Raw genomic sequence first — 24963 nt, forward strand, 5'->3', positions numbered from 1 at the left:
CCCATTCGATTTCCTAGGTTCGCACCTGCGCCGGTTCATCGTGGCATCTGGTCGACGTCCCAGCCGCCAGCCTCTCAGAAAGGTCGCGCAGCAGCCGCTCGATCTCGCCTGGACTTCGGACGCCACCGAAAGCGTAGAAGTCGGGCCGCGCGATCACGGCGCGGATCCGATGTGCAGCCAGGAATTCGCCAAGACGCCCGTCGAGATCGCGATAGCCGCGGAGCCCGATCGGCACGACGGCGATGTCGAGCGCCTCGATCAGCGCGCGCGATCGCGCACTCAGCTCATCCAGTGCATCGGTTTCGATGAGCAGTGAGAAGCTGCGCCCGGTCAACGTGTCCAGCCGGTCGGACCGGCCCTCACGTTCCAGCTCATCATGCGGCAGCAGCGGGCCCGCGGCTGGGACGTCCGCAACGAGCCCTCCAGCCAATGCAGGAAAGACCGGCGGTGGCGGAAGCTGCCTGCTGAAGAAGGCGTCGTCGCGGGCCTTCGCAGCCTCGGCATCGGGCACGCAGACGACCTTGCCCATCTCCATCGAGAGCTTGATGATGCTGTCGACATGAGGTCCACGCTCCGCCTCGTAGTCATCCAGCAGCCGGTCCGGGGACGCGCCGGTGAGCACGCGGTCGAGCTTCCAACCGAGATTCCAGGCGTCGCGCAGCCCGGAGCACATGCCCTGCCCCATGAACGGCGGCATCAAATGCGCAGCGTCGCCGGCAATCAGCAGCCGCCCTCGACGCCAGCCACAGGCCAGCAGTGAACGGAAGCGATAGACGGCGTGGCGCACCAGCGTGCCTTCGCCAGGCTTCATCCACGGTGACAACAAGCGCCACGCCATTTCCGCGCAGGCAAAGTCGTCGGCGCACTCGCCGGGCTTGATCATGAACTCCCAGCGCCGGTTGGAGACGCCGCTCGGCACGATGGTGGTGGGCCGCTCCGGATTGCACCATTGCGCCGCATCGGGAACCGGCAGATTGGAAAGATCGTGCGGCAAGACGTCGACGACGAGCCATTGCGCGTCGAAGCCATGGTCGATCTGCTCCGAGCCGATCGCCTTGCGGACGAGGCTGTTGGCACCGTCGCATCCGACGACATAGCGCGCAGCAAGCGTCTCGGTACGGGCAAGGTCGGGGCGACGGGCCGTCGTGTCGAACGGCGCGACGCGAACCTCGACGCCTGCCGGCGCGTCCGTCACGCCAAGCGCCTCGTGACTGAGAAACGGCGTGACGCCGGGACGCCCTTCGAGGTCACGCTCGAGGATGCGCTCCAGTTCCGGCTGATTGAACAGATAGCCGTTGCGGCCGCCCGAGATCGACGGCCTGCTCTCGTCGAACTCGATCAGGACCTTCCAGTCCGCGTTGTACTGGACATAATGGTGCATCGGCCGCGAGATCGCGTCGACCGCGGGCCCGAGACCGAGCGCATGAAACATCCGCCTGATTTCGTGGTCATAACCGATGGCCCGTGGCAACGGATAGGCCGCCGGCCAGCGCTCGACGATGGCGACGCTGTGTCCGAAATCACTGAGCTGGCGAGCCAGCAGCTTCCCGGTCGGCCCAAAGCCGATAATGACGACGTCGAACGACTGCATCTGGGCTCCTCCTCATTCTGTCAGGCTCACGCGGCTCTTCTTGCGAGAGCCTTGCTCGATGCGAGAACCTTGGCGCGCTCAACGGCCGAATTGAATGCCCGGCACGAGGAAGCCCTGCGTCGGCGGCGTGCCCCACAGGTTGATCCAGCGCCCGTTGAGGCCTTCAGTGATGTCCCAGCTCCGCGGCTCGTAGGTGGCGTCGCAATCGATGCGCGCCAACTCGATCGAGTTCTCGACCAGACAACCGTGCGGATCGGCGTAGTAGGTGAAGATGTTGCTGCCCGCGCCGTGGCGTCCCGGCCCCCACACCAGCGCGCGATCCCTGAGCGACAGATTGTCGGCGATCCGCGAAAGGTCTTCCAGGCAATGGTGGTCGAAGGCGTAGTGATGCAGTGCGCTCGGCCCCGGCCCCATGGCGATGGTGTGGTGATAGCCGTCAGCGGCACGATACCAGCGGAAGCCATCGTCGGCAGTTCGATCGGACAGCTTCATGCCGAGCGTATTTTCGCAGAAGGCGCCGAACGCACCGGTATCGGGTGAGAACGCGTTGATGTGCTCGATGCGGCGTGGCCGCACGCCGACACCGTTGTAGCGAGCCGCCTGGCTGCGCGCGATCGGCGTATGGATCTCGAACACGGCGCCGCCGGGCGCGACGATGGTCACGGCGCGCGCATAGTGCTTGCCGAACGGCTTGTCGGAGAGGATCTCCAGGCCGTCGGACTTGGCCCGGTGATAGACGTCGTCCACCGCCTCTGCGGAGACGGCCTCGAGGCCGAGCACAACGGCCTTGCCGCTGCCGGGCACGTAGGTCACCTCGTGATGACGGTCGTTGCTGGAGAGATAGACCGCCTCGCCGTCCTGCTCGGTGATGCGCAGGCCGACCGTTTCCTGAAGGTCGTTCGCCGCCGCCAGAGGATCGGGCGACGAGATGACCACATGCCCCATCTGCTGAATCATAACTCAACGTGTCCTCCCTGGAGATGTTTGTTATGGTTGTGCCGCTCGCTGCCGCGGTCAGGCGTCCGCGATCACCGGATTGCGCAACACTCCGATCTTCTCGATCTCGATTTCGAACGTATCACCGGGCTTCAGGAAGCGCGGTGGCTTGAAACTCAGTCCGACCCCCGAGGGCGTTCCGGTTGCGATGACGTCGCCGGGCTCGAGCGTCATCGTCGCCGAGAGAATAGCGACCAGCCGCTTCACGCCGAAGATCATGTCCGACAGCGACGTGTCCTGCACGACGGCGCCGTTGTGGCGGCCCTGCATGCGAAGCCCTTCGCACCCCGGCGGCAATTCGTCCGCCGTGACGAAATCGGGTCCGAAACCGCCCGTCCCGTCGAAATTCTTGCCGACGGTCCATTGCGGGGTCCTGAGCTGGACATCCCGGATCGAGCCATCATTGAAGATCGAATAGCCCGCGACGCGGTCGAGCGCAGCCTCCTCACCGACATGCCGGGCGCGGCGGCCGATGATGAAGGCCAACTCCGACTCGTAGTCGAACTGATCGGAGGAGCGCGGACGGATCAGCGGCCGGCCGTGACCGACGAGACCCGTGTTGAACCGCGCGAACACCGTCGGATAGTCCGGTGTCGCCATGCCGGATTCCTTGACATGGGCGGCGAAGTTCAGGCCGACGCAGAGGATCTTTCCGGCGCGGCGGAATGGCGGGAGGCACGTGAGGCGCTCGACATCTGGCACCGCAGCGCCCTGGTCGAGCGCGGCTGCTGCCGCCTCGATCCCTTCAGCGCCCTTCCGGATGAAGTCGTCCGGCAGGCCGGGAAAGCCCGCGTCCCCCTGAAAGAGCACCCGCCACGTCCGGCCGTCGCGGCTGCCTGCCAGCCCTTCATGTCCGTCGGCTTCAATCGCGCGAAATCGCATCTCGTCCTCCCTTTTGGTGAAGCCTACGGCAACGGAATCGACTTCGCAAGTAAAATCGATTTTATTGCTATGATCGATTTTTACTGGTAGGTGTCGTCGCAAGGAGAATCCAGATGGTATCAGCAAGCCGCACCACCCAAACCTACGAGGACCTGAAGCGCGAATTGCTCGACGGCGTTCACGCGCCCGGCTCCAAGCTGCCGATCGACCAGCTCGCCGGGCGATTCGAAGTCAGCCTGAGCGCCGTCCGCGAGGCCCTGTCGCGGCTGACCTCGGATCGGCTGGTGGTGGCAGAGCCGCAGCGCGGCTTTTCGGTCGCACCGATCTCGGCGAGCGATCTCATCGACCTCACGCAGGTCCGCATCGATATCGAGACGAGATGCCTGCGTTCCTCGATCCTGCGCGGCAATCTGGAATGGGAAGGACGCCTGCTCGACACCTGGCATCAACTGTCGCGCACGCCGCACCTGGTGAGCTCCGAGACGTTCAATCCCGACTGGACGCGACTGCATTCGCGTTTCCACGACGAACTCATTGCGGCCTGCGACAGCGTCTGGTGGCTGCGATTGCGCGACCAGCTGTTCCTGCAAGCGGAGCGCTATCGCCGCATGCTGCTGCCGTATACGCGGATCACGCGCAACGTCGACGACGAGCATCAGGAGATTTTCGATCTCACCCTCGCCCGCGATGCCGAGCGCGCCAGCGCGGCATTGGCGGCTCACTTGCAGCGCACCGCAGACATCCTGCTCGCCTCCGACGCGCCGTTCAGCGACGTGCCACGCGTTGCACCGGCACGTCCCGGTTCAGGTCGCAGCGCCGCAATCAAGACCGGCAAGCCCGCCTCCAAGCCGGCCTCATAATCACTGTTTGCCCGTCCTGAAGGAGGATCTCATGGCACGCAAGAGCGTGATCATCACCTGCGCGATCACCGGATCGTTGCACACCCCGTCGATGTCGCCGTATCTGCCGATCACACCGGACGAGATCGTGAAGGAGTCGGTGGCGGCGGCCGAGGCCGGTGCCTCGATCATTCATCTGCATGCGCGCGATCCGAAGGACGGCCGGCCGACCGGCGACCCGGACGTCTTCATGCAGTTCCTGCCGCGCATCAAGCAGCAGACCGATGCGGTGCTCAACATCACGACCGGCGGCGGCCCGGGCATGAGTCTCGACCAGCGGCTCGCTGCGGCGGAGCGCGCCAGCCCCGAGATGACGTCGCTGAACATGGGCAGCATCAACAACGGGCTGTTCGCCGGCGCCCGCCGCATCAACGACTATCGCTTCGATTGGGAGAGGCCGTTCCTGGAAGGCGGCAAGAGCTCCTATTTCGAAAACTCGTTCCACAACATCGAAGCCATCATGAAGCGGCTCGGCCAAGGTCACGGTGTGCGCTTCGAGTTCGAGTGCTACGACCTCGGCCACATCTACAACCTCGCCTACATGCTCGACCAGAAGCTGTACGAGGGACCGCTGTTCCTGCAGTTCATCCTCGGCATTCTCGGCGGCGTCGGCGCCGAGGTCGACAATCTTCTGCTGATGGTGCGCACGGCGCAGCGGTTGTTCGGCGATGACTTCGAATGGTCGGTGCTCGCAGCCGGCCGGCACCAGATGCCGATGTGCGTGCACAATGCGCTGATCGGCGGCAACGTCCGCGTCGGCCTCGAGGACAGTCTCAATCTCGGCCCCGGGGAGCTCGCCAAGTCGAATGCCGATCAGGTGGCGAAGATCCGGAGGCTCCTGTCGGAGCTGAGCTTCGACGTTGCCACTCCGGACGAGGCTCGGGCGGCTTGCTCTCAAGGGCGGGCACCAGGTCAATTTCTGAGCAGCCAAACGGCTTTCCGTACCGGCCGGTCCGATATCTGTCCGCATCCTCGAGCCAGCCACCCGGACACAAATGGAGATGTATGTTTGCATCTCGCAATCTGTTGCTTGCCAGTCGGCGACGACGGCCGTGCTACCGATGGGCGTCGTTGGTCCAGGAGAGATTTTCGGCCAAATGTCCCATGCGGCGCCCGATCCCGGCAATCTCGAACGTAATCTCCCCGAGCAGTCCGGTGCTCGCCCCTGCCCGCTCACTGATGTCTCGCGGTCGCATGCTCGAAATTCGCTTGCGGCAACGACCGCGAGAGTCACTCCGACCAGCCCGCTATTTGCCTTTGTCCTGGCTACCGCGGTCTTGATTGGTGCCTTGATTTGGCTAGGCGGATCGATGGGACCAGCGGCTGCTCAGGACATCCGGTTGACGTTGGGTCCCGGCAACGGCGGCATGACCGAACGCGCGATTCAGCTGATCGCGCTTCTGACAGTGCTATCGGTCGCACCGTCGGTGCTGATCATGATGACGTCGTTCACCCGGATCGCCGTCGTTCTATCGCTGCTGCGGACAGCAATGGGCACGGCGACCGCACCGCCAAACATGGTGATGATTGCGCTGGCTGTGTTTCTCACCGGCTTCGTCATGGCCCCCGTGCTGCAGCGGTCCTATGACGACGGCATCCGACCGTTCATCGATGATCAGATCGCACTGGAAGATGCGCTTCAACGAGCGGCCGACCCACTGCGCGGCTTCATGCAGAAGAACGTCCACGAAAAGGAGCTCAGGATGTTCCTGGACCTGTCCGGCGCCCCCTCTCCGGCGAGGCCCGACGATCTCTCGCTGCGAGTGCTGGTTCCCGCATTCATGATCTCCGAATTGACGCGCGCTTTCGAGATCGGCTTCCTGTTGTTTCTCCCCTTCCTGATCATCGATCTCGTGGTCGCATCGGTCCTGATGTCGATGGGCATGATGATGCTCCCACCGACCGGCATATCGCTGCCGTTCAAGTTGATCTTCTTCGTCCTCGTGGACGGCTGGTCGCTCATCGCCGGCAGTCTGGTCCGAAGTTACGGCGGCTGACCCGCTCTTCTCTGACGAGGCAACACGTCAATCGATGATGAAGCCGAAATTGCCGTTGAGAGCGGGCTTGGAATCCTTTCGATCCGGCCCGCCATAGATACGGTTGATGGCGCCGAGCAGGTTTGCTTGCGGGTCGCTCGCACTCACGAAGCCATCGTCCGGTCGGGACAACTCCCTCGGCGCGACGGCGCGCACGATGTAGGGCGTCACCAGCACCATCAGCTCGGTCTGGTCGTTGACGAAATCCTGGCTGCGAAACAGCGCGCCGAGCACTGGCAGTTGCGTCAGCCCAGGCAAGCCACTCACGGCGCGCTTGGTCTGATCCTGAATGAGGCCCGCGATCACCATCGAACCACCCGACGGAATCTCCAGGGTGCTCTCGGCGCGGCGTGTCTTGATCGATGGAACGGTCAGCGAATTCGTCGTGGTCGAGCTGACCGCCTGAGACAGCGTGATCGAGTGCTCATTGGAGAGTTCGGAGACCTCGGTCAACAGATGAAGGCTGATCCGGCCCTCCGAAAGAACGACGGGCGAGAAATTCAGCGACAGCCCGAATTTCTTGAAACTGATCTGGGTCGTGCAGACATGCGTCGAGGGATCGCAGGAATAGCCGGCCGGGACCGGGAATTCGCCGCCAGAGATGAAGGTCGCCGACTCACCCGAGATCGCCGTCAGCGTCGGCTCGGCCAGGGTGCGCATGATGTTGGCCCTCTCCATCGCTCTGAGGGTCGCCGTCGTGCCCCCGAACGTGGCGCTGACGCTGTTGCCGTCGACGAGGTTCTGACCGTAGGCCGTGAACGGGTTCGAGTTCGTGAGGCTGACGGTGGTCGTCCCGGCGCTCATCGTGGAACTGAGATCCACCCCGAGCTGCTTGATGATGGAGCGCGACACTTCCGCGACCGTCACCTTCAACATGACCTGATCGCGCTCGCGCACGACGATGGAATTGACCACCTTGTCGGCGCTGCCGACGAGAGTTGCGGCAACGTCGCGAGCCTGCTGGGCTTCCATCGCGGTGGCCGTCGTTCCGGTCAGGATCACGCCGTCGCCGGCACTATCGACCTGGATGCTGGCCTGCGGCAGCGTTTGCTTGAGGGTCGCTCGAATGCCGCTGAAGTCGCGCTTGACCGCGACGTCATACCCTGCGATCGGCTCGCCGGTCTGATCGAAGAACACGATGTTGGTCTCCCCCACCGCACTGCCGATGATGTAGACCCGCTGCGTCGTGCGAATGACCGCATTGGCGATCTTGGGATCGGCGATCAGCACATCCTTGAAGTCACGCGGCAGGTCGATCACGACCGATTTTCCGATATTGATCGACAACGTCTGATGACCTGCGGTGCCGGCCCTTGATGAGCGACCCGAGTTTGCGCCCGACGCGGGCAGCAGCAGGATCCAACACATGGCGAGCAGCACGATAGGCGCGATGAGGCGGGAGAACGATGCTCGAAACCGAGTGTTGTCGACGTTGCACATTGGGTACCTCTCAAGCTTTCGACCCAGTCGGACCGAGTTGCAGCTTGAACGAGCGGGCGCCCCGCACCGGGCGGCCGCGAAACCAACGAAACAAAAATGACGCTGGCGAGAGACTCAGAAACGAACTGCAAGCCTGCCGCCACACCACGGCCACTCATTGCCAAGCGAATGGCCGCGCCCGATCGCCAACTTTGCCGGGACGCCCGATTGATCGGGCGCGTCGGATTCGCCGCTGCTTCACGAAGCAGCCACAGGTCTGTCAGTGCGAGCCGACGGCGACGGCCGTGAGTAGTGAAGACGTCGGGAATGACAGCGGAGGCACCGACACTCGGATAAGCCCGCGTGATGTGCCGTGATCGTGCTGCTGTCGGCCCGATCACGGCCAGCGCGGACGCGTGCCGCTGCCACCTCATTGATCCGGGTGCGCGACCCCCAGGGATCGAACTGGTTTGCGAGATCGTCGATCGAGACGCATCTCACCGCCGATTTGTCGCTGGTCCGATGCCATGCCGCCGTTCACTGGGGGACGCAGGGCTCCCCGGGCCCACCCCGCCCTCCGGTCAGCCACTCAGGTTAAAATATCTTGTGGCATCCCGGTTCGCTCCGAGCGTGCCGGGCTTCTGAGGGCCAAGTAGGGTCGGCGACGAGTGCCGAGAATCGCCCGGCGTGTCCGCTCTGCAGCGCTTCGACATCAAGCCAGCGTCGCCACGGGATTGCCTGGGTCGACCACCGATCTTACAACACCGACAAGGCCGGCACAGCAACCAGACCCGGCTCCGACAACGCCAGGACGACGTCTCAACGTGAATGATCAACGTTTCATCGGCTCCCTGACCGGCATGCGTTTCGTCGCTGCCGCGACCGTGGTCCTCGGTCACGGCGCGCCGTCATTGGGGCATGGCTGGCTTGCGGACCTGATCGCGCAGGTCAGCAGCATCGGCATGACCATGTTCTTCGTGCTCAGCGGCTTCGTCCTGTGGCTCAACTATGCCGGACGCTTCCAGGCGCAAAACCTCGGAGGCGCCGTTCGGGAATTCGTGATTGCGCGGTTCGCCCGGCTCTACCCAATGTACGCCGTAGTCGCGCTGGCGATCGTCACCTACCTGATGATCGCTCGGGGGCTCTCGGCGCCGTCACTCGGCTTCATCCTGACGATGACGCAGGCCTGGTTTCCCGTTCAGGACGGCACCATGCTGGTCGCCGTCGTTCCGCAACTCCAGCACCTCTGGTCAATCAGCGTCGAATTGTTCTTCTACCTGCTGTTTCCGTTCGTCTGCATCCTGCTGACCGGCATCGTCCGACTGTCGACGATGATCTGGCTCGCGGCCGCCAACATCCTCGTTTTTGCGCTGACGATCGCTGCTTTCTTCACGTTCGGCGACGCCGTGCTGCGCGCTGCAGTGCCGAGCCTCCAGCACGATGGGATGCAGTGGCTCACTTATTACGCCCCCTATCTGCACTTGGCACAATTCCTGGCCGGATGCCTTGCAGCCATGATCTACCAGAACCGTGCGCGCGCCCAGCCCGGTCGCACGGAGCGCTATCGGGTGACGGCGCTGTTCTGGCTATCGCTCGCGGGCCTGGCCTGCGCCCCGGTGCTGCTGTTCATGCAGCCACGCCTGCCCGGCTGGTCGTTCTCGATCGAGCTCACCGTGCGACTGATCGAGATCACGGCGTTCTCGATCCTCTGCATCGCCGCCAGCCGCTACGGCCATGCGAGCTGGCTGTCGTCCCGCGCCGTCGTCATCGGCGGTGAGTGCAGCTATTCGATCTATCTGCTGCATCCGTTCCTGATCCGGCTCGCGATGATCGGCAAGCCCGATCAGCCCGGAGCCGTCGAGTTCGTGCTTCGGCTCGCCCTGTTCGTTGCGATCGCGACGGCAGCCGCATGGGTCACCTACATGCTCATCGAGGCGCCCTCGCGCGCGTGGATCCGGCGCGCGTTCGGCACCAGCGCACCGCGCGAGGTGATCCCTGCCAAGGCGAACTGACGAAGGATTTCGCCAAGCGGCACGGCAGGTGCAAAACTACCGGCAGTTTATTCGGAGCATTTTGTGTGAATTTAAGAAGATTGCCGCCAGTCTTTGCGGCATCCGACCACACGGCATGGGATGCAACGGTGATAGTTCAGATCAAGGCGACCTGCGAATTCGACGGCTCGGTCCTCGCGGCCACGAGCTTCGATGATACCGACGAGCAAGCCCGAACGACCGCTGTCATTGCGCTGTTCGAGCAGGTGCTGGCTCATTCGGAAAATGCAGATGATCAGCGTCTGTTCTCGCTGGACATCGAGACCTTGGCGCAGAAGGCGTCACCTTTGGCCGAGGTCTGAATTCGGATCGCGACTGAACCGGCGAATGACCGTCGCCGCTCTGCGCAACAGCAGCTCGGGGAAGGGCTCTGACCGAATGGTCCCCCACGCGCCGAAGTCACTTGATGATGCAGGCCCTGGAGGTCCGGCTCCATTTGAATGCTGCGCCGCATGGCGGCCTCGGCCGCGCGCCTGCGGGACACTCGTTCCACACCGGAGCGCCCACCTCCCAGCCATTCACGACACAGCCGCCATTGGGAGCGACATGGCATCCAGGACCGCAGGACTCGTTGGCGACCGCGATCCCTGCCGACGACGACAGGCCGGCAGCCAGCACGACCAGATAGACCAGCCTCATTGCTCCGCTCCATTTGCACCCAGGCCCAGCAACCGGACGTCGGCATGGCCGCTGAAAGCCCCAGCTGAAAACTGCGAACGTCTCACTGCGTTCCAGGGGCGTTCGTTCGCGCAAGCGGCGCTTCAGCCCGCTGCAACGATGCTGCCGGGGTCTTGCCATAGCTGAACACCGCCTGCGCCCGGGCCTGTGACAATACACCGCGCTCAGATCACAAGCCGGCCTTGCTCCATGCACGATTGCGCCACAGCCGACCATAGAAATGGTCGGGTACCGCGGCGAAACGGTTTTTACCATATTCGGAAACGACGGCGAACGCCTGGACACAGAGGAAAGGTAAAAGTCATCTCTTCGCGTCAGACGTAACAACAAGAACTGATTTCCACCACGAAGCGGCGACAGCTTCGGGCGGATAGGGGCGAAGCGTGAGACAGGTCAAAACCATGGCGCGAAAATTCACGGCACGCGAAGTCATCGCCAGATCGTACCCCAGCTGGGACCACGCCATGGCCGACCGGCTCATCGCATGGCTCGATCACTGCGGATACGAAATCGTCGAGAAGCGGCATGAGCACGGCGCCGCAGCGCTTTCGGCTGAGGAGTTGCGGCCGCAAGCGAGCAATGCCTGCTGACCAGCGGCGCCGGTCGCGCCCCCAGAGACTGCCACATTGCGGACGCGCAACGACCAGGAACCGGCCGACGGTGTCGGCGTTCAACAACACCGAGCGACATCGACGGTCACGAGATCGGGAAGCAAGGATAACGCATGTCTCGCAAGCTCACACCACGCCAAGTCATCGCCCGCTCCTACCCCACCTGGGACTACGCCATGGCGGACCGTCTCATCGCCTGGCTTGAGGATTGCGGCTATGAGATCGTCGAAAAAGGCGCCGTGCACCGCGACGCCAGCCTGGTGCCGACGGTCCCGGACACCACATCGTCGCTTCAAGGCACGCATTGATCTCGCTGCAGCCGGCGGAGTGGCTGCGAGCGAGATCGCTGACGTCGTGCCGCCGCTGTCGCGCCTGGCAGTCGGCTCAGGCCAGCAGTTGCTTCTCGATTTCGTAGACCGGCAGCTTGACCAGATCCTTGTGGATCTCGCCATGCAGGACCTTGCGCACGGCGTCGGAATAGTCAGCGCGGATCATTCCGAGCGCACGCGGCGACGCCACCATGGTCAAGGCCTTGGTCTCGCCCGACAGAACGGCGTGATGTAGGCGATCGGCGATCTGCCTGAGGAAGGCCCGCTCGGCCTGATCGTGCCAATCCGTCTGCTCGACCGCGCTGCGCGCGTGGCCGAACGACTGCTGCACCGATCCCGGCGCATCCGATCCCTGAGAGCTCGTGCGCTCATTCTCATGCTCATGCACCTCCTTGGTGTGCAGGTTCGGAAACATGCTGTCGCCGATGTTCTCGAGGATCAGCGCTTTGCGGCCATCGCAAACGACGACCCAGTCGCCGGTTCCGACCTTCATTTTGTCCATGAGCCTACTCCATCATCGCTTCGTGACCCGAGGCAGGGTCGGATTCGAGCCTCCGCCATCAATGCGGAACGCTCCACTTTGGCCTTCCAGTGCGTGGGTGCCGATCGTCGCAGGGCTCGCAACGCCGGTTCGCGCTAGAGGCTTTCTTCAAAATCTTCCAAGGAGAGACCGAATTCCGACAGAGCCTCCTCCAGATAATCACCGAGCATCGGCGTTTCCATAAGATAGTTTGCCGTGCGGTTGTTGTGCGCCTGTGCGGCCTGCGCGCGGAGTTCGTCCCAGTTCTCGAGCGAGCCGTCACCCCGGCCCAGCCACATCAATGCGACCAAGTCGATCTGTTCGTCGACGTTCAGACCTCTGATGAAACTAACGAGTTCGGATCGATCGGTATTGACGCCGCGTCCACTCGTTCCCGGGGCCGAATCATCATCGGTGAGATCGGTGAGCAGCTCCGGTTCGGAGGCTTCCATCTCATATTGATGAACCTTCGTTACGACGAAGGCGACCTTCTCCGGCGAGATCGAGAGGTTGGGCGGGGGGGTGGTCATGTAGCAGTCTCCCTGGGTCCGAGGGCCAACGCGCCCTCGTCCCATCAAGGTGACGCTAGGCGCTCCGGAGGGGGCGCACTTTGCGCAAGATCAAGGCAGTCTGGCGGCATCCAAAACGGTGCTGCCGCGCGCGATTGAAGGTCGAGACACCAGCGATCAGGACCGAATCTACCAGGTCGAAACCCACGGGCCGTAGTGAGGCTGCTGCGCGACCAGAACCATCGGCTTGCCGGGATGGGCCGCCTTCGCGGTCTTGCGCTTTTTGGTGTCTGCTGACTTGGTATCCGCTGACTTGGTCGTAGTCTCCGCCGTCTTCGCCGCGAGGCGGGGCCCTGCGGGGACCGTGGCGGCGGCCGACTGTGACTTGGCGTCGCCGACGTGCATCTGGGCCAAAGCGTCGCGCGGATTGCTCTTCGCGGGCTGCGCGGTCGCGGCCGGCGCAGCCTGCTCCACCTTCGCCAGCTTTGCGGGAGCCGGCGTCGCCACCGATGTGTCCATCACGATCCGCTCCGGCCACTGCCGGGCCGACCGGATGCGCACCGGCGGCAGATCGGATGCGGACGTCAAGCTTGCCGGCAGCGGTACGCTGGGAAGCACAGCGTCCGCCAGGACCAGGAGCGCGAACAAGGTACCGCCAACAAACAGAAAGTAGCGCAAGATAGGCATAATTCACCGCTCCGTCAGCCCACCGGGAGCCGACCATCCTCATAACGAGGATCATGACACTATGTTCCCGGGCCGACCGGTCAGGTTCAACGATGGCCGGAAACTAGCGCGACATAATTAGATTTTCGTCGCTGCAACCAGCGTGCATTTCGCGGTGCTGACGTTAACGTTGACAAATCCGACGTGGACTGAGGCGAAGGTCCTGCGGCTCCGCGACCGAACCTCTTCCTGGATCACGCGCCGGCGATCCGTGACATGACTGCCGTCACGCCGGCTGAAGGCGCAGTTGATCTCGATGTCCTTGATTGCGAACGTATTGGTGTTTCGCAGCGTGAAGGTAACCAGAGCCTTCGATCCGAGACCACCGCGCCGCCAGGACTGGGAACTGATGCGCAGGCCGGACAGAATTGCCGGGTCCAAAGCTGCCGATGATACAGGCGGGCTGGCCGGGGGGAGGCTCGCGTTGGCGTCCATGAGGCGGGGCACCGGGCTCGGCGTCGATGACCCAGCCACATGCGCGTCGGAACTGCTGGACGCACCGGGCACCACGGACGAGAATCCGCGCGCGGGCTCGGTCGCATCCTCATCGCCCGCATACGGTACGCCCGACGTGTCCGGCACGAGCCGCGCAAGACCGCCGCCGTCGACCGTCTCGCCATCCTCCGACGACATGATCAGCCAAGCGACGGCACCGAACATGATGAGCGCGAACGCCGCGAGGCCCATCAGGGCGGTGCCCAACGGAATTTGCGCATCCGCACGCCGGCGCACGGCCGGCGAAGCCGCAGCACCGAGCTTGCGGCTCGGCAAATGAGAGAGACCCGCGCTCATGTCTGCACCATCGGCTGTCCGGCTGGGCATCTGGAAACGTCAATCGGCAAACATCGATAGGGTTGCAGGCAAAGCCGACAATTGGAGGGCAGGCCCGGATACCGTTTGACGGGCCGGACTGGCACCGACGGCGACGAGCCGGTAAACATGTGCCTCGTTGCCGACGCACCAGAATCGCCGCCACTCGGCAGGCGGTTCACTTTCCGAAAGATCTCGACGATGTTGAATGTCACGTGGGACCACATCCATCTGCGCAGTCCGGACCCGGAAGCGACCGCCAACTGGCTGCATGACGTTCTCGGCGGAGAGATCGTCCGCAATCCTGGTCGCATCGACGTCAAGCTTGGCGGCGCGAGCGTGTTCATCGCCAAGGTCGAGCCGGGCGACGGGGTCGACGCGCCGCCCGTGACGCCACACCAGGGCCTCGATCATTTCGGCCTCGCCGTGAAGGATATCGACACTGTCGCCGCCGAGCTCAAGGCCAAGGGCGTCACCTTCACGACCGAGCCGACCACGATCCGCCCCGGTGTTCGCATCTGCTTCATCCGCGGTCCGGAGGGTATTTCCATCGAGCTGCTGGAGCGCGACAAGAAATACGCCTGAACGGCCGCGCCGCCTAAGTCATGCTGCCAGGCATGAAGCAGCGGATCGAGAGGCCCTGATAGCCGTGCATCGGCCACACCATCGTGCGGCCGACGCGATTGGGCTCGGTGATGACCGCGTCGTCGGGGACGTCGAGCCACTCGCCTTCGATGCGGACGCGGTAGTGACCGCCTCTGCTCTCCCAATCGACGTCGCTGACCGCACTGCCGTCGGCATCGGAGCAGCACGGGCCCTTGCCGCTGCGCAACCCGTCGAACCACGCCTTCATCTCCGGCGAGGAGTTTGCGTACTGGCCGCGATCGCGTGCCAGTGACGGCGGGGCGGCGAGCGCGATCAGCAGCGCCGCGCCGGTGACCTGGATGGGCGGCTTCCAGCGTCCGCTCTCCTGTCGCCTCGAACCCGTGTTGCTGATATCAGCGCGATGCGGCTCATGGCCGCCGGACACGATCCATTTGCTCATTTCCATCTGGTCCATCTGGCTCCTGCACCACCCCAGGGTGCGCCGATGGTAATGCATCTACCGGGCCAAAATCCGATTCGATCGCGGCTTCGTGAGAGTCAATCCGGAATCTAACGTAGTTGTGAAACATCCCGCGCGCGTGTGGCGGATCGTCCCCTACTCGGCCGCTTGTTCCAGCGGTGCGGTCCTCGGCAAGATGATCTGGATGCGCGTGCCGGCACCGGGCTCGGAGTCGAGATCGAGCCGGCCCCCGAGCCGGTTGGTGACGATGCTGTAGACGATGTGCAGGCCGAGGCCGGTGCCGCCCTGGTCGCGGCGCGTCGTGAAGAACGGATCGAAGGCGCGGCGGCGGACGTCGAGCGACATGCCGCAGCCATTGTCGGAAAACACGATCTCGACATTGTCGCGCCCGGACTCGCGCGCCCGGATCTCGATCACGCCGCTCCTGCCGTCCGGAAACGCATGGGCGACGGCATTGAGGATCAGATTGGTCAGCACCTGACCATAGGGGCCGGGATAGCTGTTCATCACCAGATCGGGCTGGCAATCGACATTGATCGTCAGGTTCTGTCGACGCACGCCCGGGCGCAGACTCATCACGACCTGCTCGGTGAGATCGGCCAGATCGAACGTGCGCTGGTCGGAGTAGTTGCGGTCTGCCGCGACCTGCTTGAACGACTGGATCAGTTCGGCCGCACGGTTGAGATTGGCGACGAGCTGCGCGGCGGCATTGCGGCTCGTCTCGATGAACTCATTCAGGCTGGAGCGCCGGAGCTCGCCACGCGTCACCGCTTCGCTGAAGCGCTCGGTCTTGCGCTCGAGCGCGGAGGCCACGGTCAGGCTGATGCCGACGGGATTGTTGACCTCGTGGGCGACGCCCGCGACCATGCGTCCAAGTGCGGCAAGCTTTTCCGCCTCGATCAGCGAGGCCTGGGTCTCGCGCAGGTTTCGCAGCGCCGTCTCGGCGGCCTCCTTGGCCTTGCGCATCTCGAGTTCGCTCTTCTTGCGCTCGCCGATGTCGAGCGCCACCGTGACGATCTTGTCGACCTCGCCGTCGGCGTCCAGCAGCGGCAGCTTGTTCACCAGCCACTGCCGCATCACGCAATAGGAATCGAGGTACTCCTCTTCGTAGAAGCCGAGGCCGGCCTTGGTCGCGAGCACGCGCTTGTCGTTCGAGTCGGTCTTGCTGGCGCCATAGCGCACCATCAATTCGGCCGTGGTGCGTCCGAGCGCATCCTCCGGCTCGACGTTGAAGATGCCGGCCATGTAGCGGTTCATCAGGACGTAGCGCAGCTCGCGGTCCTTGACGTTGATCACCGCCGGCACGGTATCGATGACCTGCTGCAGCAGCCTGCGACCTTCGGCGATCGCGTCTTCCGCGCGCCTCTGATCGGTGATGTCGCGAACGACACCTTCGTAGCGCACCACCTCGCCGCTCTCGTCGCGCACCACCGTGGCGCTGTCCGAGAGCCAGCGGATCTCGCCGTTGCGCCGGCGCACCTGGTATTCGAACTCGCGCACCATGCCGTCGCGCCGCATCAGCCGCTGGTAGCGCTCCCGCGCCAACGGGTGGACATAGATCGTATCGGCGATGTCGTTGACGCCCTGGATCAGGTCGCTCGGCGACTCGTAGCCCATGATGCGCGCCAGCGCCGGGTTGGCGTTGAGCACGAGACCGCTCGGCGTCGTCACGTAGATGCCGTCGATCGAGGCCTCGAACAGCTTGCGATAGCTCTCCTCGGCCAGCCGCTGCTCGGCGAGCGCGCGCACCGCCGCTTCGCGCGCCGCGTCGGCATCCTGCAGCGTCTGTCGGAACACTTCGGCGGCGCGTGCGATGTCGCCGATCTCGTTCTGGACGTCCGTCTGCGGGATCGAGGTCGCCTTCTCGCCCCCCGCCAGCGCCCGGATCGAGCGCGCGATCGAGGCGAGCGGCTTCACCGTGCGACGGACCACGAACCATGCGGCGAAGATACCGATCAGCACGCCCGCCGTGCCGAAGATGATGCTCTGCCATTTGGTCTCGGCCAAGGTGCGGGCGAAGTCGCGCGACAGCACCTTGCCCTGGCTGTCGCTCAGCGCGCGCAACAGCTCGGTGACGCGCCCGATCAGCCGGCCCTCGATGCCCAGCACCTCCTTGTCGAGCCGTGCGATCTCGTCCTCGGTACCGGCAATGGCGATGATGGTCTCGGCATAGCGGTCCGCCGCGGCGCGCAGCGCGCGGTCCTCGATCGGCATCGCGCGCATGCTGCGGGCCGCCTGCTCGGCGCCGGCCGGGTCGCGCGCCAGCAGCGCCGCGCCGATCTGGTTCTGCACCCGGAACAACGCCCGCGCCGTACCGCGCTCGGTCACGCCCGCGATCGCTTCCTCGAAGCCTTCGCGTGCGGCCGGCAATCCCGACAGCAACTCGGCGCGCTGCGCGATCAACGCGCTGATCCGGTCGATGCCCTCCCGGTAGTTGGCAAGCCGCTGCGAGACGCCGTCGATCGTCGCCTGTTGCTCCGGTGCCAGCTGCAGGCGCGTCTTCTTGAGAAGCGCGCTGAGCTCGGTCGCCGCCTCCATGACGCGGTCGGAGCGCGACCCGGGATCAGTGACGAAGTCGCGCGCCGCGAGCCGCAGCTCGTTCATGCGCTGATCGATCTCCTCGGCGAGGTCGCCGACGCCCTGCAGACGCTGCAGCTCCGCAAAGGTCGAGTCGATGTGGCGGATGGCGATCACGCTCGCCATGCTGGTCGCGGTGATCACGGCGAGCAGCAGCAAAAAGCTGCCAAAGATCATCCGTCCGATCGTCATGGATCGGAGGCGATCGCAGGCAAGACCGAAATCAGCGTGTTTACTCATGGGATCCGATGGTCGGAACCGCACTATATACGAGCCGCAGCGCGGCCAAAAGAACATATCGGAAACGAACGGCGTTCCCGCACCGTCAGCAGCACGAAAAATGGCCTGTGCGGTTAACCGGCCGCACTGAACTCGAACACCTCGCCATCATAGCCGGCTTCGCGCGGAATGCGCAGCTGGCGGCCACCATCGGCCGTCTTGGTCATCACGGGCATGACCGTCACGATGGCCATGTCCCGCGCCGCCGCAAGCGCCTCGGACACTGCGGTCTGCTTGCCGAGCCGGATCAGGTTACGGGTGGTCGGGAATGGCAGCTTGAAGCGGCCGTCCTCACCGCCCGCGAGCGCCTCGTGGGGCGACACCCACACGGAATCGGTCGACTCCCGGCCGTCGTGGGCGCCGAGCTGGTCCGGCGGCGCCGCCGCCAGGAAAAACCAGGTGTCGAACCGCTTCGGCATCCCCTCCGGCGTGATCCAGTGCGCGTAAGGCACGAGCGCATCCAGCGCCAGCACGAGGCCATGCGTCTCGAGCACCTCGAGAAAGCTCGCCTTGCCCTCGCACAGCGCCAGGCGATGCGCGGCTTCGATCTCGCGGGCCGCGGCGACATCGATCATCGCATCCGAGCTGCGCGGCCGCGCCAGCAGGATGCCGCTCTCCTCGAAGGTCTCGCGGATGCCGGCGATGCGGAAGCCGAGCGCCTCGGCTTCCACACCGTCGCCGCCGGAATAGAGTTCGGGCATCCCGGCAATTTCCCGGTCACCCTTGTCGACGCTGCCGCCTGGAAACACCAGGGCGCCCGAGTTGAACTCGATCTGATGGTGGCGCACCATCATGAACACCTCGATCTCGTGTGCTGCCGCGCTGTCGCGCAGCAGCAGCACGGTCGAGGCGGGACGGACGGCGGCAGCGTCGGCCATGGTTACTCCGCAGCGCTGGCTCGGGGTTGCAGATTGGCGCGGGCGTCGTAGCGCGCGACGCGCGACAGCAGATAGTCGACCTCGGACTTGGCCGTGGCACTGATGCCGGAGGCAGGCTTGCGCTGGGCGCTGGAGGCGATCGCGCCGCGCTTCTGCAGCACGTATTTGCGCACGGCGAGGCCGGCGCCGGGCTGCTGCTCGTAGCGGACCAGCGGCAGATGGGCGTCGAACAGGTCGTGCGCGGCGTCGCGCTTGCCGGCCTGCGACAGCTTGACGACGTCGACCAGCATTTCCGGGAAGGCGTAGCCGGTCATCGCGCCGTCGGCGCCGCGGTCCATCTCGAAATCCAGGAACAGGCCACCATTGCCGCACAGGATCGACAGCGGCCGCAGCGAGCCGTCCTTTTGGAACGCACGCAGAGCGGAGATCTTCTCCAGGCCCGGCCAGTCCTCGTGCTTGAGCATCACGCAGGACGCGCTGTCCATGACGATCTTGCGGATCACGGCGGGCGTGAAGATGACCTGCTGGGTCAGCGGATAGTCCTGCAGCACCCAGGGAATGTCCTCGCCGATCGCCTCCTGCGCCTGCTTGAAATAGCCCGTGATCTGGTCGTCGGTGCGGAGCGACGGCGGCGGCGCGATCATGACGCCGGCGGCGCCCGCATCCATCGTGGCACGGGCCAGCGCACGCATGGTCGCAAAGCCGGGCGAGGACACGCCGACGATGATCTGCATGGTCTTCGCACGCTTGACGAAGCGGATCGCGACCTCGGCCGATTCCGCCGCATCCAGCTTCGGCGCCTCCCCCATGATGCCCAGCACCGTGATGCCGTCACAGCCCGCCTCGGCATAGAAATCGACCAGGCGGTCGATCGAGGCCTCGTCGATGCGGCCGTCATCATGGAACGGCGTCGGCGCGATCGCGAAGGTGCCTTTGGCCGCAGGGGTGAGTTTCATCATTCGTCTCCAATCTCTCTGCCGTCGTTCCGCGCCGCCCGTCAGGCGCTGGCGCGAAATGACCGCAGACATACATTAAAACCGCCGGGCGGACTTTCGAATCTCGGCCTCCGAAAAGAATATCTCCTCTGCATGTTCGGCGATCTCCTCAGGCCCCCAGGCCGAGGATGGCGGCGTCCAGCCGTCCATTTCCATCATACGCAACTCACGCACCCCTCGCGCTGCGGAAACGCCGAGCACCTTGCCGGTCTGGTCGCCCGAGAGGTGGCTGACCATGTACAGCACAGCGGGTGCGATGCTCTCCGGCGTCAGCGCCGCACCCGGATTCTCCTTGTAGCGCGGCAGGTCCGCGGTCATGCGGGTCAGCGCGCCGGGCGCCAGGGTCCAAACCCGGATATTGTATTTGCGGCCCTCAATGGCCAGGACGTTCGAGAGGCCCCAGATACCGCCCTTGGCCGCACCGTAGTTGGACTGGCCGAAATTGCCGATCAGGCCCGAGGTCGAGGAGGTGTTGACGATGACGCCGCCGCCATTGTCGCGCATCCACCTGAACACGGGGAGCGTGCAGCAGAAGGTGCCTTTGAGATGCACCTGGATCACCTTGTCCCAGTCGGCCTCGCTGGACTTCGCAAACGTCTGGTCGCGGAGGATGCCGGCATTGTTGACCAGGATATCGGCGCGGCCGAAATGACGGATGGCATCGTCGAACACCGACTGGCCGCCGGCCATGGTGGAGATATCGGCGCCGTTGGCCACCGCACGGCCGCCCACGGCGGTGATCGCGGCGACCACCTGCTCGGCCATCGATAGATCCGAGCCCGAGCCGTCGCGCGGCCCGCCGAGATCGTTGACGACGACGGCGGCGCCCTCGCGCGCGAATAGTTTCGCATAGGCCTCACCGAGACCGCCGCCTGCGCCGGTGATCAGCGCCACCTTGCCGTCGAGCAGTCCCATGGGTGTCTCCTCCTCGCTTTATCGTTGCGGCGATCGTGCCGCTTCTGCACCTCTCCCCGCGTGCGGGGAGAGGTCGGATCGCATCGCAAGATGCGATCCGGGTGAGGGGGACTCTCCGCGAGTCCGGTGGTTGTGGCTGCCCCTCACCCCACCCTCTCCCCGTGAAGAACGGGGAGAGGGAGACCACGGTCCGCGCCTTCCTAACTCAGCACCGTCTTGCCGTTCTTGATCACGGTGACGTTGCGCGCTTTCACCCGCGCCTCGAACGAGATCACGTCGCCGTCCTTCCAGAGGTCGACGGTCACGGTCTCGCCGGGAAACACCGGCGAGGAGAACCGCACGGCGTGCTGGCGGAATGCTGAGGCATCGTAGTCGGCGTAGGTCTGCAGCACGGCGCGGCAGGTCAGGCCGTAGGTGCACATGCCGTGCAGGATCGGCCGCGGAAATCCGGCGCGGCGGGCGAACTCTGGATCGCTGTGCAGCGGGTTGCGATCGCCGCACAGGCGGTAGATCAGCGCCTGGTCAGGCCGCGTCGCGATGTCGACGCTGCGATCCGGCGCGCGCGACGGCACTGGATGAGGCTCGGGAATGCCGCCCGCGGGGCCGCCGAAGCCGCCATCGCCACGGGCGAAGCGCGAGGCCACCAGCGTCGCCAGCGGCGCGCCGCCCTCATCGCGCAGAATGGTCTGATGGCGGATGACGGCGCCCTTGTCCTTGCCCTTGTCGGACACCGCGAGCACCGAGGAGTCGGCGGTGATCTTCGCCGCCACAGCGAGCGGCTTGTGGAACGTGATGTCGCGCTCGCCGTCGACCACCAGCACGCGGTTCAGCTTCATGTCGCCGGGGCCTGCGCCCCACGCGGCGACGGAGGCGAAGGTCGGCACCACCTTCAGCGGCCGCGGCTCGGCGGTCGCCTCGTTGACGAAGGCGAGCTCCTTCTCATCCATCGGATCCGCGCCCATGCCGATGCCATAGGCGTACAACATCACCTCGCGATCGGTGTAGGCATAAGCCTGCCCGATCACCTTCATCGCCATCAGCTCATCGTAATTGATCGGCATGTCGCTTCCCCGGACCTTGTTCGTTGTCGGGTGGGCAAAGCGCAGCGTGCCCACCGCCTTTCTCTTGGTAGAATGGTGGGCACGGCGCTCTGCGCCTTTGCCCACCCTACGCACTTCTCCTGTGCCAATGACTGCGCCCTCTCCCCTTGTGGGAGAGGGCTACACAACTGCCAGCCCCAGCCTCACTCGGGTGAGGGGTTGCCTCCACAGCGGCACCGCTCGTGCGGAGAGAGACCCCTCACCCGGCTCAATCTCGCTTCGCTCGATCTCGCCACCCTCTCCCACAAGGGGAGAGGGTGCACTGTTCGCGTGGCGGCAGCCACGATCAATCCGACTCGTCGTTGCGAGCGAAGCGACTTGTCCATAACCCGAACAGCGACGGCGAGGGCAATCCAGAGTTACGCCCGCGACTCTGGATTGCTTCGTCGCTTCGCTCCTCGCAATGACGCTGGGAGACAGTATTCATCCTCACCTACACCGGCGTGAAGAACGGCAGCGGGGCGCCGTCTGTCGGCTTGAACACCACCTTCACCTTCTGGCCGATCTTCAACGCATCGAAATCGCAGTCGACGAAATTGGTCTGCAAGGACGGCCCCTCCTTCAAGGTGACGTAGCCGATCGCGTACGGTCCGGTCGGCGACTTCCGCATGATCGAGAAGGTGTAGATCTCGCCCTCGCCCGCGCTCTGCTCCCACACCGTCTGGTCCGAGAAGCAGAACGGACAGATCGAACGCGGAAAGTAATGCGCTTCGCCGCAGGCGGTGCAGCGCTTGATCAGGAACTTGCCTTCGGCGGCGGCGTCCCAGAACGGCTTGGTCTCGGGATTGGTGACGGGGGCCGGCAGCTTCTTTGCTTCAGACATCAGACGCGCTCCAGAATGCAGGTCGAGGCGGCGTGGCGCACGCCCAAGAGGCCGCCGGTGCCATGGGCGATCGCGAGATCGCAATTCGGCACCTGCACCTTGGGATGGGCCTCGCCGCGCAGCTGGCGCACGGCCTCGATCACCTTGGTCATACCGCCGCGGTTGACCGGATGGTTGCTGCACAGGCCGCCGCCATCGGTGTTGAACGGCAGCTTGCCGACGCCGGAGATGAGGTTGCCGTCGGCGACGAACTTGCCGCCCTCGCCCTTCCTGCAGAAACCGAGGTCCTCGAGCTGCATCAGCACCGTGATGGTGAAGCTGTCATAGATCGAGGCGTATTTGATGTCCCCAGGCGTGATTCCCGCTTCCTCGAAGGCGCGCGGGCCGGACCACACGCCGGCGGAGTAAGTGAGGTCGAGGTCCTTGCCGCCGCGCGGCCCCTTCATCGCCTCGCCGTGACCGATCAGCCGCACCAGCGGCTTCTTCAGGCTCTTGGCGATCTCCGGCGTGGTCACGATCAGCGCGCCGCCGCCGTCGGTGACGACGCAGCAATCCAAGCGATGCAAGGGATCGGAGATCATCGGCGAGTTCAAGACGTCCTCGACCGTGACGACCTCCTTGAGCATCGCATGCGGATTGTATTGCGCATGGTGCGACGCCGCGACCTTGATCCAGGCCAGCTGCTCAGACGTGGTGCCGTAGTCGTACATGTGCCGCATCGCGCACATGCCATAGGCATTATGCGTCGTCGCACCATAGGCCGCCTCGAAATCAGCCTCGGCGCCGGCGGCCCGCGGCGGCATCGGCCCGGTCCGCGGTTTTCCCGCCAGCGTGATCAGCGCGATCGAGCACTTGCCGGCAGCGATCGCCTCGGCGGCGTGTCCGACATGAATGAGATAGGAGCAGCCGCCGGTTTCGGTGGAGTCGATGTGCCGCACCTTGAGACCAAGATAATCGACCATCGGCCACGCACCGCCCGGCGCATCGCCCGCGCAGAAATAGCCGTCGACATCCTTCGCGCTGAGACCCGCATCCTCCAGCGCGCCCTTGGCGACCTCGGCATGCAGCTGCGCGGTGGATTTGTCCGGTGCGTGCCGGGTGGGATGCTCGTAGATCCCGGCAATGTAGGCCTTGCCCTTGATGGTCAATTCCGTCTCCGCTTCCTGTCGTTTCGTCCCGAATGGTTGGAGATTTTTTGGACCGTTGCATGAGGGTTGGCAAGCGCGGAAAATATTCCGCGGGGTGGAGATGAAGCATGGTCTCGCCCTTCACTCCGCCGTCGTCCCGGGCTTGACCCGGGACCCATACCCACCGGCCAATGTTGTTAAGCGCGATGGTCGACCAGCGTGCGCGACAACGTCTCCCTGTGGATATGGGTCCCGGGTCAAGCCCGGGACGACACCGGTGATGACGAGCGATCGTGCTCATATCGAACTACGCATGACATCACAGCCCCGCGACAGACACTGCCCGGGTCATGCTGGTCTCGTTCGCCCTCATCAAATCAGAGGGCGCAGGGAAGGCCAGGCGTCGGCTGACGCCTGCGGCCCGCCTGCGAAAAAAATGCAGGCGGCAGGTACCACAGGTGCAGCCGAGAACGCCCGGCCTTCCCTGCGCGACGGTCTTCACGCTTATACGCAGTCTGCCTGGTGCGCCGGGCTTTCTGGCCACCATTGCCCGCGCGGCGCGCAAGCGCCGTCGCGAACGTGACACCAGCATCGGGGTGCCAGCACGCTGCGACTTCACGTCCGCGCCGAGCCGTTCGTCCGCGCGCCCTCTCGGACACGCTGCGGCTCCCTCGCGGCCATCGCTCCCCGCCTCGCGTGTCGTGACGATCGCGCGCAACGCCCCTTCCGATGAGGCGGGATGTGTGGAGTAGAGCACGTCTTCTGATATTCGTCAATATAAATCTGAAAAACGGAATTTACCGGAAGCCGACCGTAGCCCGGGTGAGCGCAGCGATGCCCTGGAAGATCGTCCCGCATGTCGCTTCGCTCATGCGGGCTAGCTCTCACCACATCATTGCGAGCGCACCCCGGAACGACGCGAGAGAAGATACATCGCTCGGGTGATGGCGGGCTCGGCGCGGCGGGCATCTCGTAGGGTGGACAAAGGCGCGACGCGTAGCGTCGTGACGTGCCCACCATGTTTCTAAAGCCGCGGTTGGATGGTGGGCACGCGCCGCCGTTGGCGGCGCTTTGCCCACCCTCATATGGGGTCTTGTGAGTCAAGTCTCGTTTGATAGGGTTGTTTTTTCGAGGGGCGGTTGGTTT

General features: G+C 64.6%; 25 protein-coding genes and 1 pseudogene. 9 read left to right on the top strand and 17 right to left on the bottom strand.

Going from position 1 to position 24963, the window contains the following annotated elements:
* Positions 1–13: 13 nt before the first annotated feature.
* The 3 genes from ACQR1B_RS32980 to ACQR1B_RS32990 all read right to left on the bottom strand — a co-directional run bounded on the left by ACQR1B_RS32980 (position 14) and on the right by ACQR1B_RS32990 (position 3187).
* Positions 14–1591 (bottom strand): bifunctional 3-(3-hydroxy-phenyl)propionate/3-hydroxycinnamic acid hydroxylase, encoded by a 1578-nt coding sequence (locus tag ACQR1B_RS32980; protein WP_434836995.1) that lies wholly within the window; start codon positions 1589–1591, stop codon positions 14–16.
* A 78-nt stretch (positions 1592–1669) separates the two neighbouring features.
* On the bottom strand, positions 1670–2536 hold the full coding sequence (locus tag ACQR1B_RS32985; RefSeq protein ID WP_434836994.1) for a VOC family protein: 867 nt from the start codon (positions 2534–2536) through the stop codon (positions 1670–1672).
* Positions 2537–2605: 69 nt separating this feature from the next.
* Positions 2606–3187 (bottom strand): fumarylacetoacetate hydrolase family protein, encoded by a 582-nt coding sequence (locus tag ACQR1B_RS32990; RefSeq protein ID WP_434836993.1) that lies wholly within the window; start codon positions 3185–3187, stop codon positions 2606–2608.
* Between the two features lie 15 nt (positions 3188–3202).
* Between ACQR1B_RS32990 and ACQR1B_RS32995 the strand changes: the two genes are divergently transcribed.
* From ACQR1B_RS32995 to fliP, 4 genes and pseudogenes are all read left to right on the top strand, one after another.
* Complete coding sequence (locus tag ACQR1B_RS32995; RefSeq protein WP_434836992.1) at positions 3203–3559, top strand: hypothetical protein; 357 nt, start codon at positions 3203–3205, stop codon at positions 3557–3559.
* A 23-nt stretch (positions 3560–3582) separates the two neighbouring features.
* Complete coding sequence (locus ACQR1B_RS33000; RefSeq protein WP_434836991.1) at positions 3583–4329, top strand: GntR family transcriptional regulator; 747 nt, start codon at positions 3583–3585, stop codon at positions 4327–4329.
* Positions 4330–4360: 31 nt separating this feature from the next.
* A pseudogene (locus ACQR1B_RS33005) lies at positions 4361–5291 on the top strand (3-keto-5-aminohexanoate cleavage protein).
* Between the two features lie 174 nt (positions 5292–5465).
* Entirely contained in the window at positions 5466–6365 is a 900-nt protein-coding gene (gene fliP / locus ACQR1B_RS33010; RefSeq protein WP_434837049.1) for a flagellar type III secretion system pore protein FliP, read from the top strand.
* A gap of 27 nt (positions 6366–6392) precedes the next feature.
* On the opposite strand, the gene ACQR1B_RS33015 is transcribed toward fliP, so the two are convergent.
* The gene (locus ACQR1B_RS33015; protein WP_434836990.1) at positions 6393–7844 is read right to left on the bottom strand and encodes a type II and III secretion system protein family protein; all 1452 of its coding nucleotides are present in this window, start codon (positions 7842–7844) and stop codon (positions 6393–6395) included.
* 803 nt (positions 7845–8647) lie between these two features.
* On the opposite strand from ACQR1B_RS33015, the gene ACQR1B_RS33020 reads away from it, so the two are divergent.
* Together ACQR1B_RS33020 and ACQR1B_RS33025 are read left to right on the top strand one after the other, a co-directional pair.
* Positions 8648–9835 carry an acyltransferase family protein gene (locus tag ACQR1B_RS33020; RefSeq protein ID WP_434836989.1) on the top strand — a complete coding sequence of 396 codons (1188 nt, stop codon included), beginning with the start codon at positions 8648–8650 and terminating at the stop codon, positions 9833–9835.
* 128 nt (positions 9836–9963) lie between these two features.
* Positions 9964–10176 carry a hypothetical protein gene (locus ACQR1B_RS33025; protein WP_434836988.1) on the top strand — a complete coding sequence of 71 codons (213 nt, stop codon included), beginning with the start codon at positions 9964–9966 and terminating at the stop codon, positions 10174–10176.
* A gap of 97 nt (positions 10177–10273) precedes the next feature.
* Here ACQR1B_RS33025 and ACQR1B_RS33030 read toward each other — a convergent pair whose 3' ends face one another.
* Complete coding sequence (locus tag ACQR1B_RS33030; RefSeq protein ID WP_434836987.1) at positions 10274–10513, bottom strand: hypothetical protein; 240 nt, start codon at positions 10511–10513, stop codon at positions 10274–10276.
* Between the two features lie 440 nt (positions 10514–10953).
* Here ACQR1B_RS33030 and ACQR1B_RS33035 point away from each other — a divergent pair, with 440 nt between their 5' ends.
* Both ACQR1B_RS33035 and ACQR1B_RS33040 read left to right on the top strand, forming a co-directional pair.
* Complete coding sequence (locus tag ACQR1B_RS33035; protein WP_434837048.1) at positions 10954–11142, top strand: hypothetical protein; 189 nt, start codon at positions 10954–10956, stop codon at positions 11140–11142.
* Positions 11143–11276: 134 nt separating this feature from the next.
* Positions 11277–11471 carry a hypothetical protein gene (locus ACQR1B_RS33040; protein ID WP_434836986.1) on the top strand — a complete coding sequence of 65 codons (195 nt, stop codon included), beginning with the start codon at positions 11277–11279 and terminating at the stop codon, positions 11469–11471.
* Between the two features lie 76 nt (positions 11472–11547).
* Here the strand turns inward: ACQR1B_RS33040 and ACQR1B_RS33045 are convergent, their stop codons facing one another.
* The 4 genes from ACQR1B_RS33045 to ACQR1B_RS33060 all read right to left on the bottom strand — a co-directional run bounded on the left by ACQR1B_RS33045 (position 11548) and on the right by ACQR1B_RS33060 (position 14039).
* Entirely contained in the window at positions 11548–11994 is a 447-nt protein-coding gene (locus ACQR1B_RS33045) for a host attachment protein (RefSeq protein WP_434836985.1), read from the bottom strand.
* 134 nt (positions 11995–12128) lie between these two features.
* Positions 12129–12542 (bottom strand): DUF3775 domain-containing protein, encoded by a 414-nt coding sequence (locus ACQR1B_RS33050; RefSeq protein ID WP_434836984.1) that lies wholly within the window; start codon positions 12540–12542, stop codon positions 12129–12131.
* 168 nt (positions 12543–12710) lie between these two features.
* Positions 12711–13208 (bottom strand): hypothetical protein, encoded by a 498-nt coding sequence (locus ACQR1B_RS33055; RefSeq protein WP_434836983.1) that lies wholly within the window; start codon positions 13206–13208, stop codon positions 12711–12713.
* Positions 13209–13325: 117 nt separating this feature from the next.
* Complete coding sequence (locus ACQR1B_RS33060) at positions 13326–14039, bottom strand: hypothetical protein (RefSeq protein WP_434836982.1); 714 nt, start codon at positions 14037–14039, stop codon at positions 13326–13328.
* Positions 14040–14258: 219 nt separating this feature from the next.
* Here ACQR1B_RS33060 and ACQR1B_RS33065 point away from each other — a divergent pair, with 219 nt between their 5' ends.
* Complete coding sequence (locus ACQR1B_RS33065) at positions 14259–14642, top strand: VOC family protein (protein ID WP_434836981.1); 384 nt, start codon at positions 14259–14261, stop codon at positions 14640–14642.
* Between the two features lie 13 nt (positions 14643–14655).
* Here the strand turns inward: ACQR1B_RS33065 and ACQR1B_RS33070 are convergent, their stop codons facing one another.
* The 8 genes from ACQR1B_RS33070 to ACQR1B_RS33105 all read right to left on the bottom strand — a co-directional run bounded on the left by ACQR1B_RS33070 (position 14656) and on the right by ACQR1B_RS33105 (position 23838).
* Complete coding sequence (locus ACQR1B_RS33070; RefSeq protein ID WP_434837047.1) at positions 14656–15102, bottom strand: hypothetical protein; 447 nt, start codon at positions 15100–15102, stop codon at positions 14656–14658.
* A 156-nt stretch (positions 15103–15258) separates the two neighbouring features.
* A complete protein-coding gene (locus tag ACQR1B_RS33075; protein ID WP_434836980.1) occupies positions 15259–17940 on the bottom strand; it encodes a PAS domain-containing protein in 2682 nt (893 codons plus the stop codon).
* 113 nt (positions 17941–18053) lie between these two features.
* Positions 18054–18857, bottom strand: coding sequence for an NUDIX hydrolase (locus ACQR1B_RS33080; RefSeq protein WP_434836979.1), 804 nt, complete (start codon positions 18855–18857; stop codon positions 18054–18056).
* Between the two features lie 2 nt (positions 18858–18859).
* A complete protein-coding gene (locus ACQR1B_RS33085; protein ID WP_434836978.1) occupies positions 18860–19813 on the bottom strand; it encodes a dihydrodipicolinate synthase family protein in 954 nt (317 codons plus the stop codon).
* A 75-nt stretch (positions 19814–19888) separates the two neighbouring features.
* Entirely contained in the window at positions 19889–20767 is an 879-nt protein-coding gene (locus ACQR1B_RS33090; RefSeq protein WP_434836977.1) for an SDR family oxidoreductase, read from the bottom strand.
* A gap of 200 nt (positions 20768–20967) precedes the next feature.
* Positions 20968–21828: a MaoC/PaaZ C-terminal domain-containing protein gene (locus ACQR1B_RS33095; protein ID WP_434836976.1), complete on the bottom strand. Its 861-nt coding sequence runs from the start codon at positions 21826–21828 to the stop codon at positions 20968–20970.
* A gap of 472 nt (positions 21829–22300) precedes the next feature.
* Entirely contained in the window at positions 22301–22690 is a 390-nt protein-coding gene (locus ACQR1B_RS33100) for a Zn-ribbon domain-containing OB-fold protein (RefSeq protein WP_434836975.1), read from the bottom strand.
* Complete coding sequence (locus ACQR1B_RS33105; protein WP_434836974.1) at positions 22690–23838, bottom strand: thiolase domain-containing protein; 1149 nt, start codon at positions 23836–23838, stop codon at positions 22690–22692. The genes ACQR1B_RS33100 and ACQR1B_RS33105 overlap by 1 nt, the downstream gene beginning before the upstream one ends.
* Positions 23839–24963: the final 1125 nt, after the last annotated feature.

Source organism: Bradyrhizobium oligotrophicum (assembly GCF_051168495.1).
Taxonomy (GTDB): domain Bacteria; phylum Pseudomonadota; class Alphaproteobacteria; order Rhizobiales; family Xanthobacteraceae; genus Bradyrhizobium; species Bradyrhizobium oligotrophicum_A.

Coding starts and splice junctions, on each gene's coding strand:
- ACQR1B_RS33000 (WP_434836991.1), top strand. CDS start 3,583: ATGGTATCAGCAAGCCGCACCACCCAAACCTACGAGGACCTGAAGCGC.
- ACQR1B_RS32985 (WP_434836994.1), bottom strand. CDS start 2,536: ATGGGGCATGTGGTCATCTCGTCGCCCGATCCTCTGGCGGCGGCGAAC.
- ACQR1B_RS33040 (WP_434836986.1), top strand. CDS start 11,277: ATGTCTCGCAAGCTCACACCACGCCAAGTCATCGCCCGCTCCTACCCC.
- ACQR1B_RS33035 (WP_434837048.1), top strand. CDS start 10,954: ATGGCGCGAAAATTCACGGCACGCGAAGTCATCGCCAGATCGTACCCC.
- ACQR1B_RS33045 (WP_434836985.1), bottom strand. CDS start 11,994: ATGGACAAAATGAAGGTCGGAACCGGCGACTGGGTCGTCGTTTGCGAT.
- ACQR1B_RS33060 (WP_434836982.1), bottom strand. CDS start 14,039: ATGAGCGCGGGTCTCTCTCATTTGCCGAGCCGCAAGCTCGGTGCTGCG.
- ACQR1B_RS33030 (WP_434836987.1), bottom strand. CDS start 10,513: ATGAGGCTGGTCTATCTGGTCGTGCTGGCTGCCGGCCTGTCGTCGTCG.
- ACQR1B_RS33065 (WP_434836981.1), top strand. CDS start 14,259: ATGTTGAATGTCACGTGGGACCACATCCATCTGCGCAGTCCGGACCCG.
- ACQR1B_RS33075 (WP_434836980.1), bottom strand. CDS start 17,940: ATGAGTAAACACGCTGATTTCGGTCTTGCCTGCGATCGCCTCCGATCC.
- ACQR1B_RS33090 (WP_434836977.1), bottom strand. CDS start 20,767: ATGGGACTGCTCGACGGCAAGGTGGCGCTGATCACCGGCGCAGGCGGC.
- fliP (WP_434837049.1), top strand. CDS start 5,466: ATGTCCCATGCGGCGCCCGATCCCGGCAATCTCGAACGTAATCTCCCC.
- ACQR1B_RS33070 (WP_434837047.1), bottom strand. CDS start 15,102: ATGAGCAAATGGATCGTGTCCGGCGGCCATGAGCCGCATCGCGCTGAT.
- ACQR1B_RS33100 (WP_434836975.1), bottom strand. CDS start 22,690: ATGTCTGAAGCAAAGAAGCTGCCGGCCCCCGTCACCAATCCCGAGACC.
- ACQR1B_RS33050 (WP_434836984.1), bottom strand. CDS start 12,542: ATGACCACCCCCCCGCCCAACCTCTCGATCTCGCCGGAGAAGGTCGCC.
- ACQR1B_RS32990 (WP_434836993.1), bottom strand. CDS start 3,187: ATGGCGACACCGGACTATCCGACGGTGTTCGCGCGGTTCAACACGGGT.
- ACQR1B_RS32980 (WP_434836995.1), bottom strand. CDS start 1,591: ATGCAGTCGTTCGACGTCGTCATTATCGGCTTTGGGCCGACCGGGAAG.
- ACQR1B_RS33085 (WP_434836978.1), bottom strand. CDS start 19,813: ATGAAACTCACCCCTGCGGCCAAAGGCACCTTCGCGATCGCGCCGACG.
- ACQR1B_RS33080 (WP_434836979.1), bottom strand. CDS start 18,857: ATGGCCGACGCTGCCGCCGTCCGTCCCGCCTCGACCGTGCTGCTGCTG.
- ACQR1B_RS33055 (WP_434836983.1), bottom strand. CDS start 13,208: ATGCCTATCTTGCGCTACTTTCTGTTTGTTGGCGGTACCTTGTTCGCG.
- ACQR1B_RS33095 (WP_434836976.1), bottom strand. CDS start 21,828: ATGCCGATCAATTACGATGAGCTGATGGCGATGAAGGTGATCGGGCAG.
- ACQR1B_RS33015 (WP_434836990.1), bottom strand. CDS start 7,844: ATGTGCAACGTCGACAACACTCGGTTTCGAGCATCGTTCTCCCGCCTC.
- ACQR1B_RS32995 (WP_434836992.1), top strand. CDS start 3,203: ATGGGCGGCGAAGTTCAGGCCGACGCAGAGGATCTTTCCGGCGCGGCG.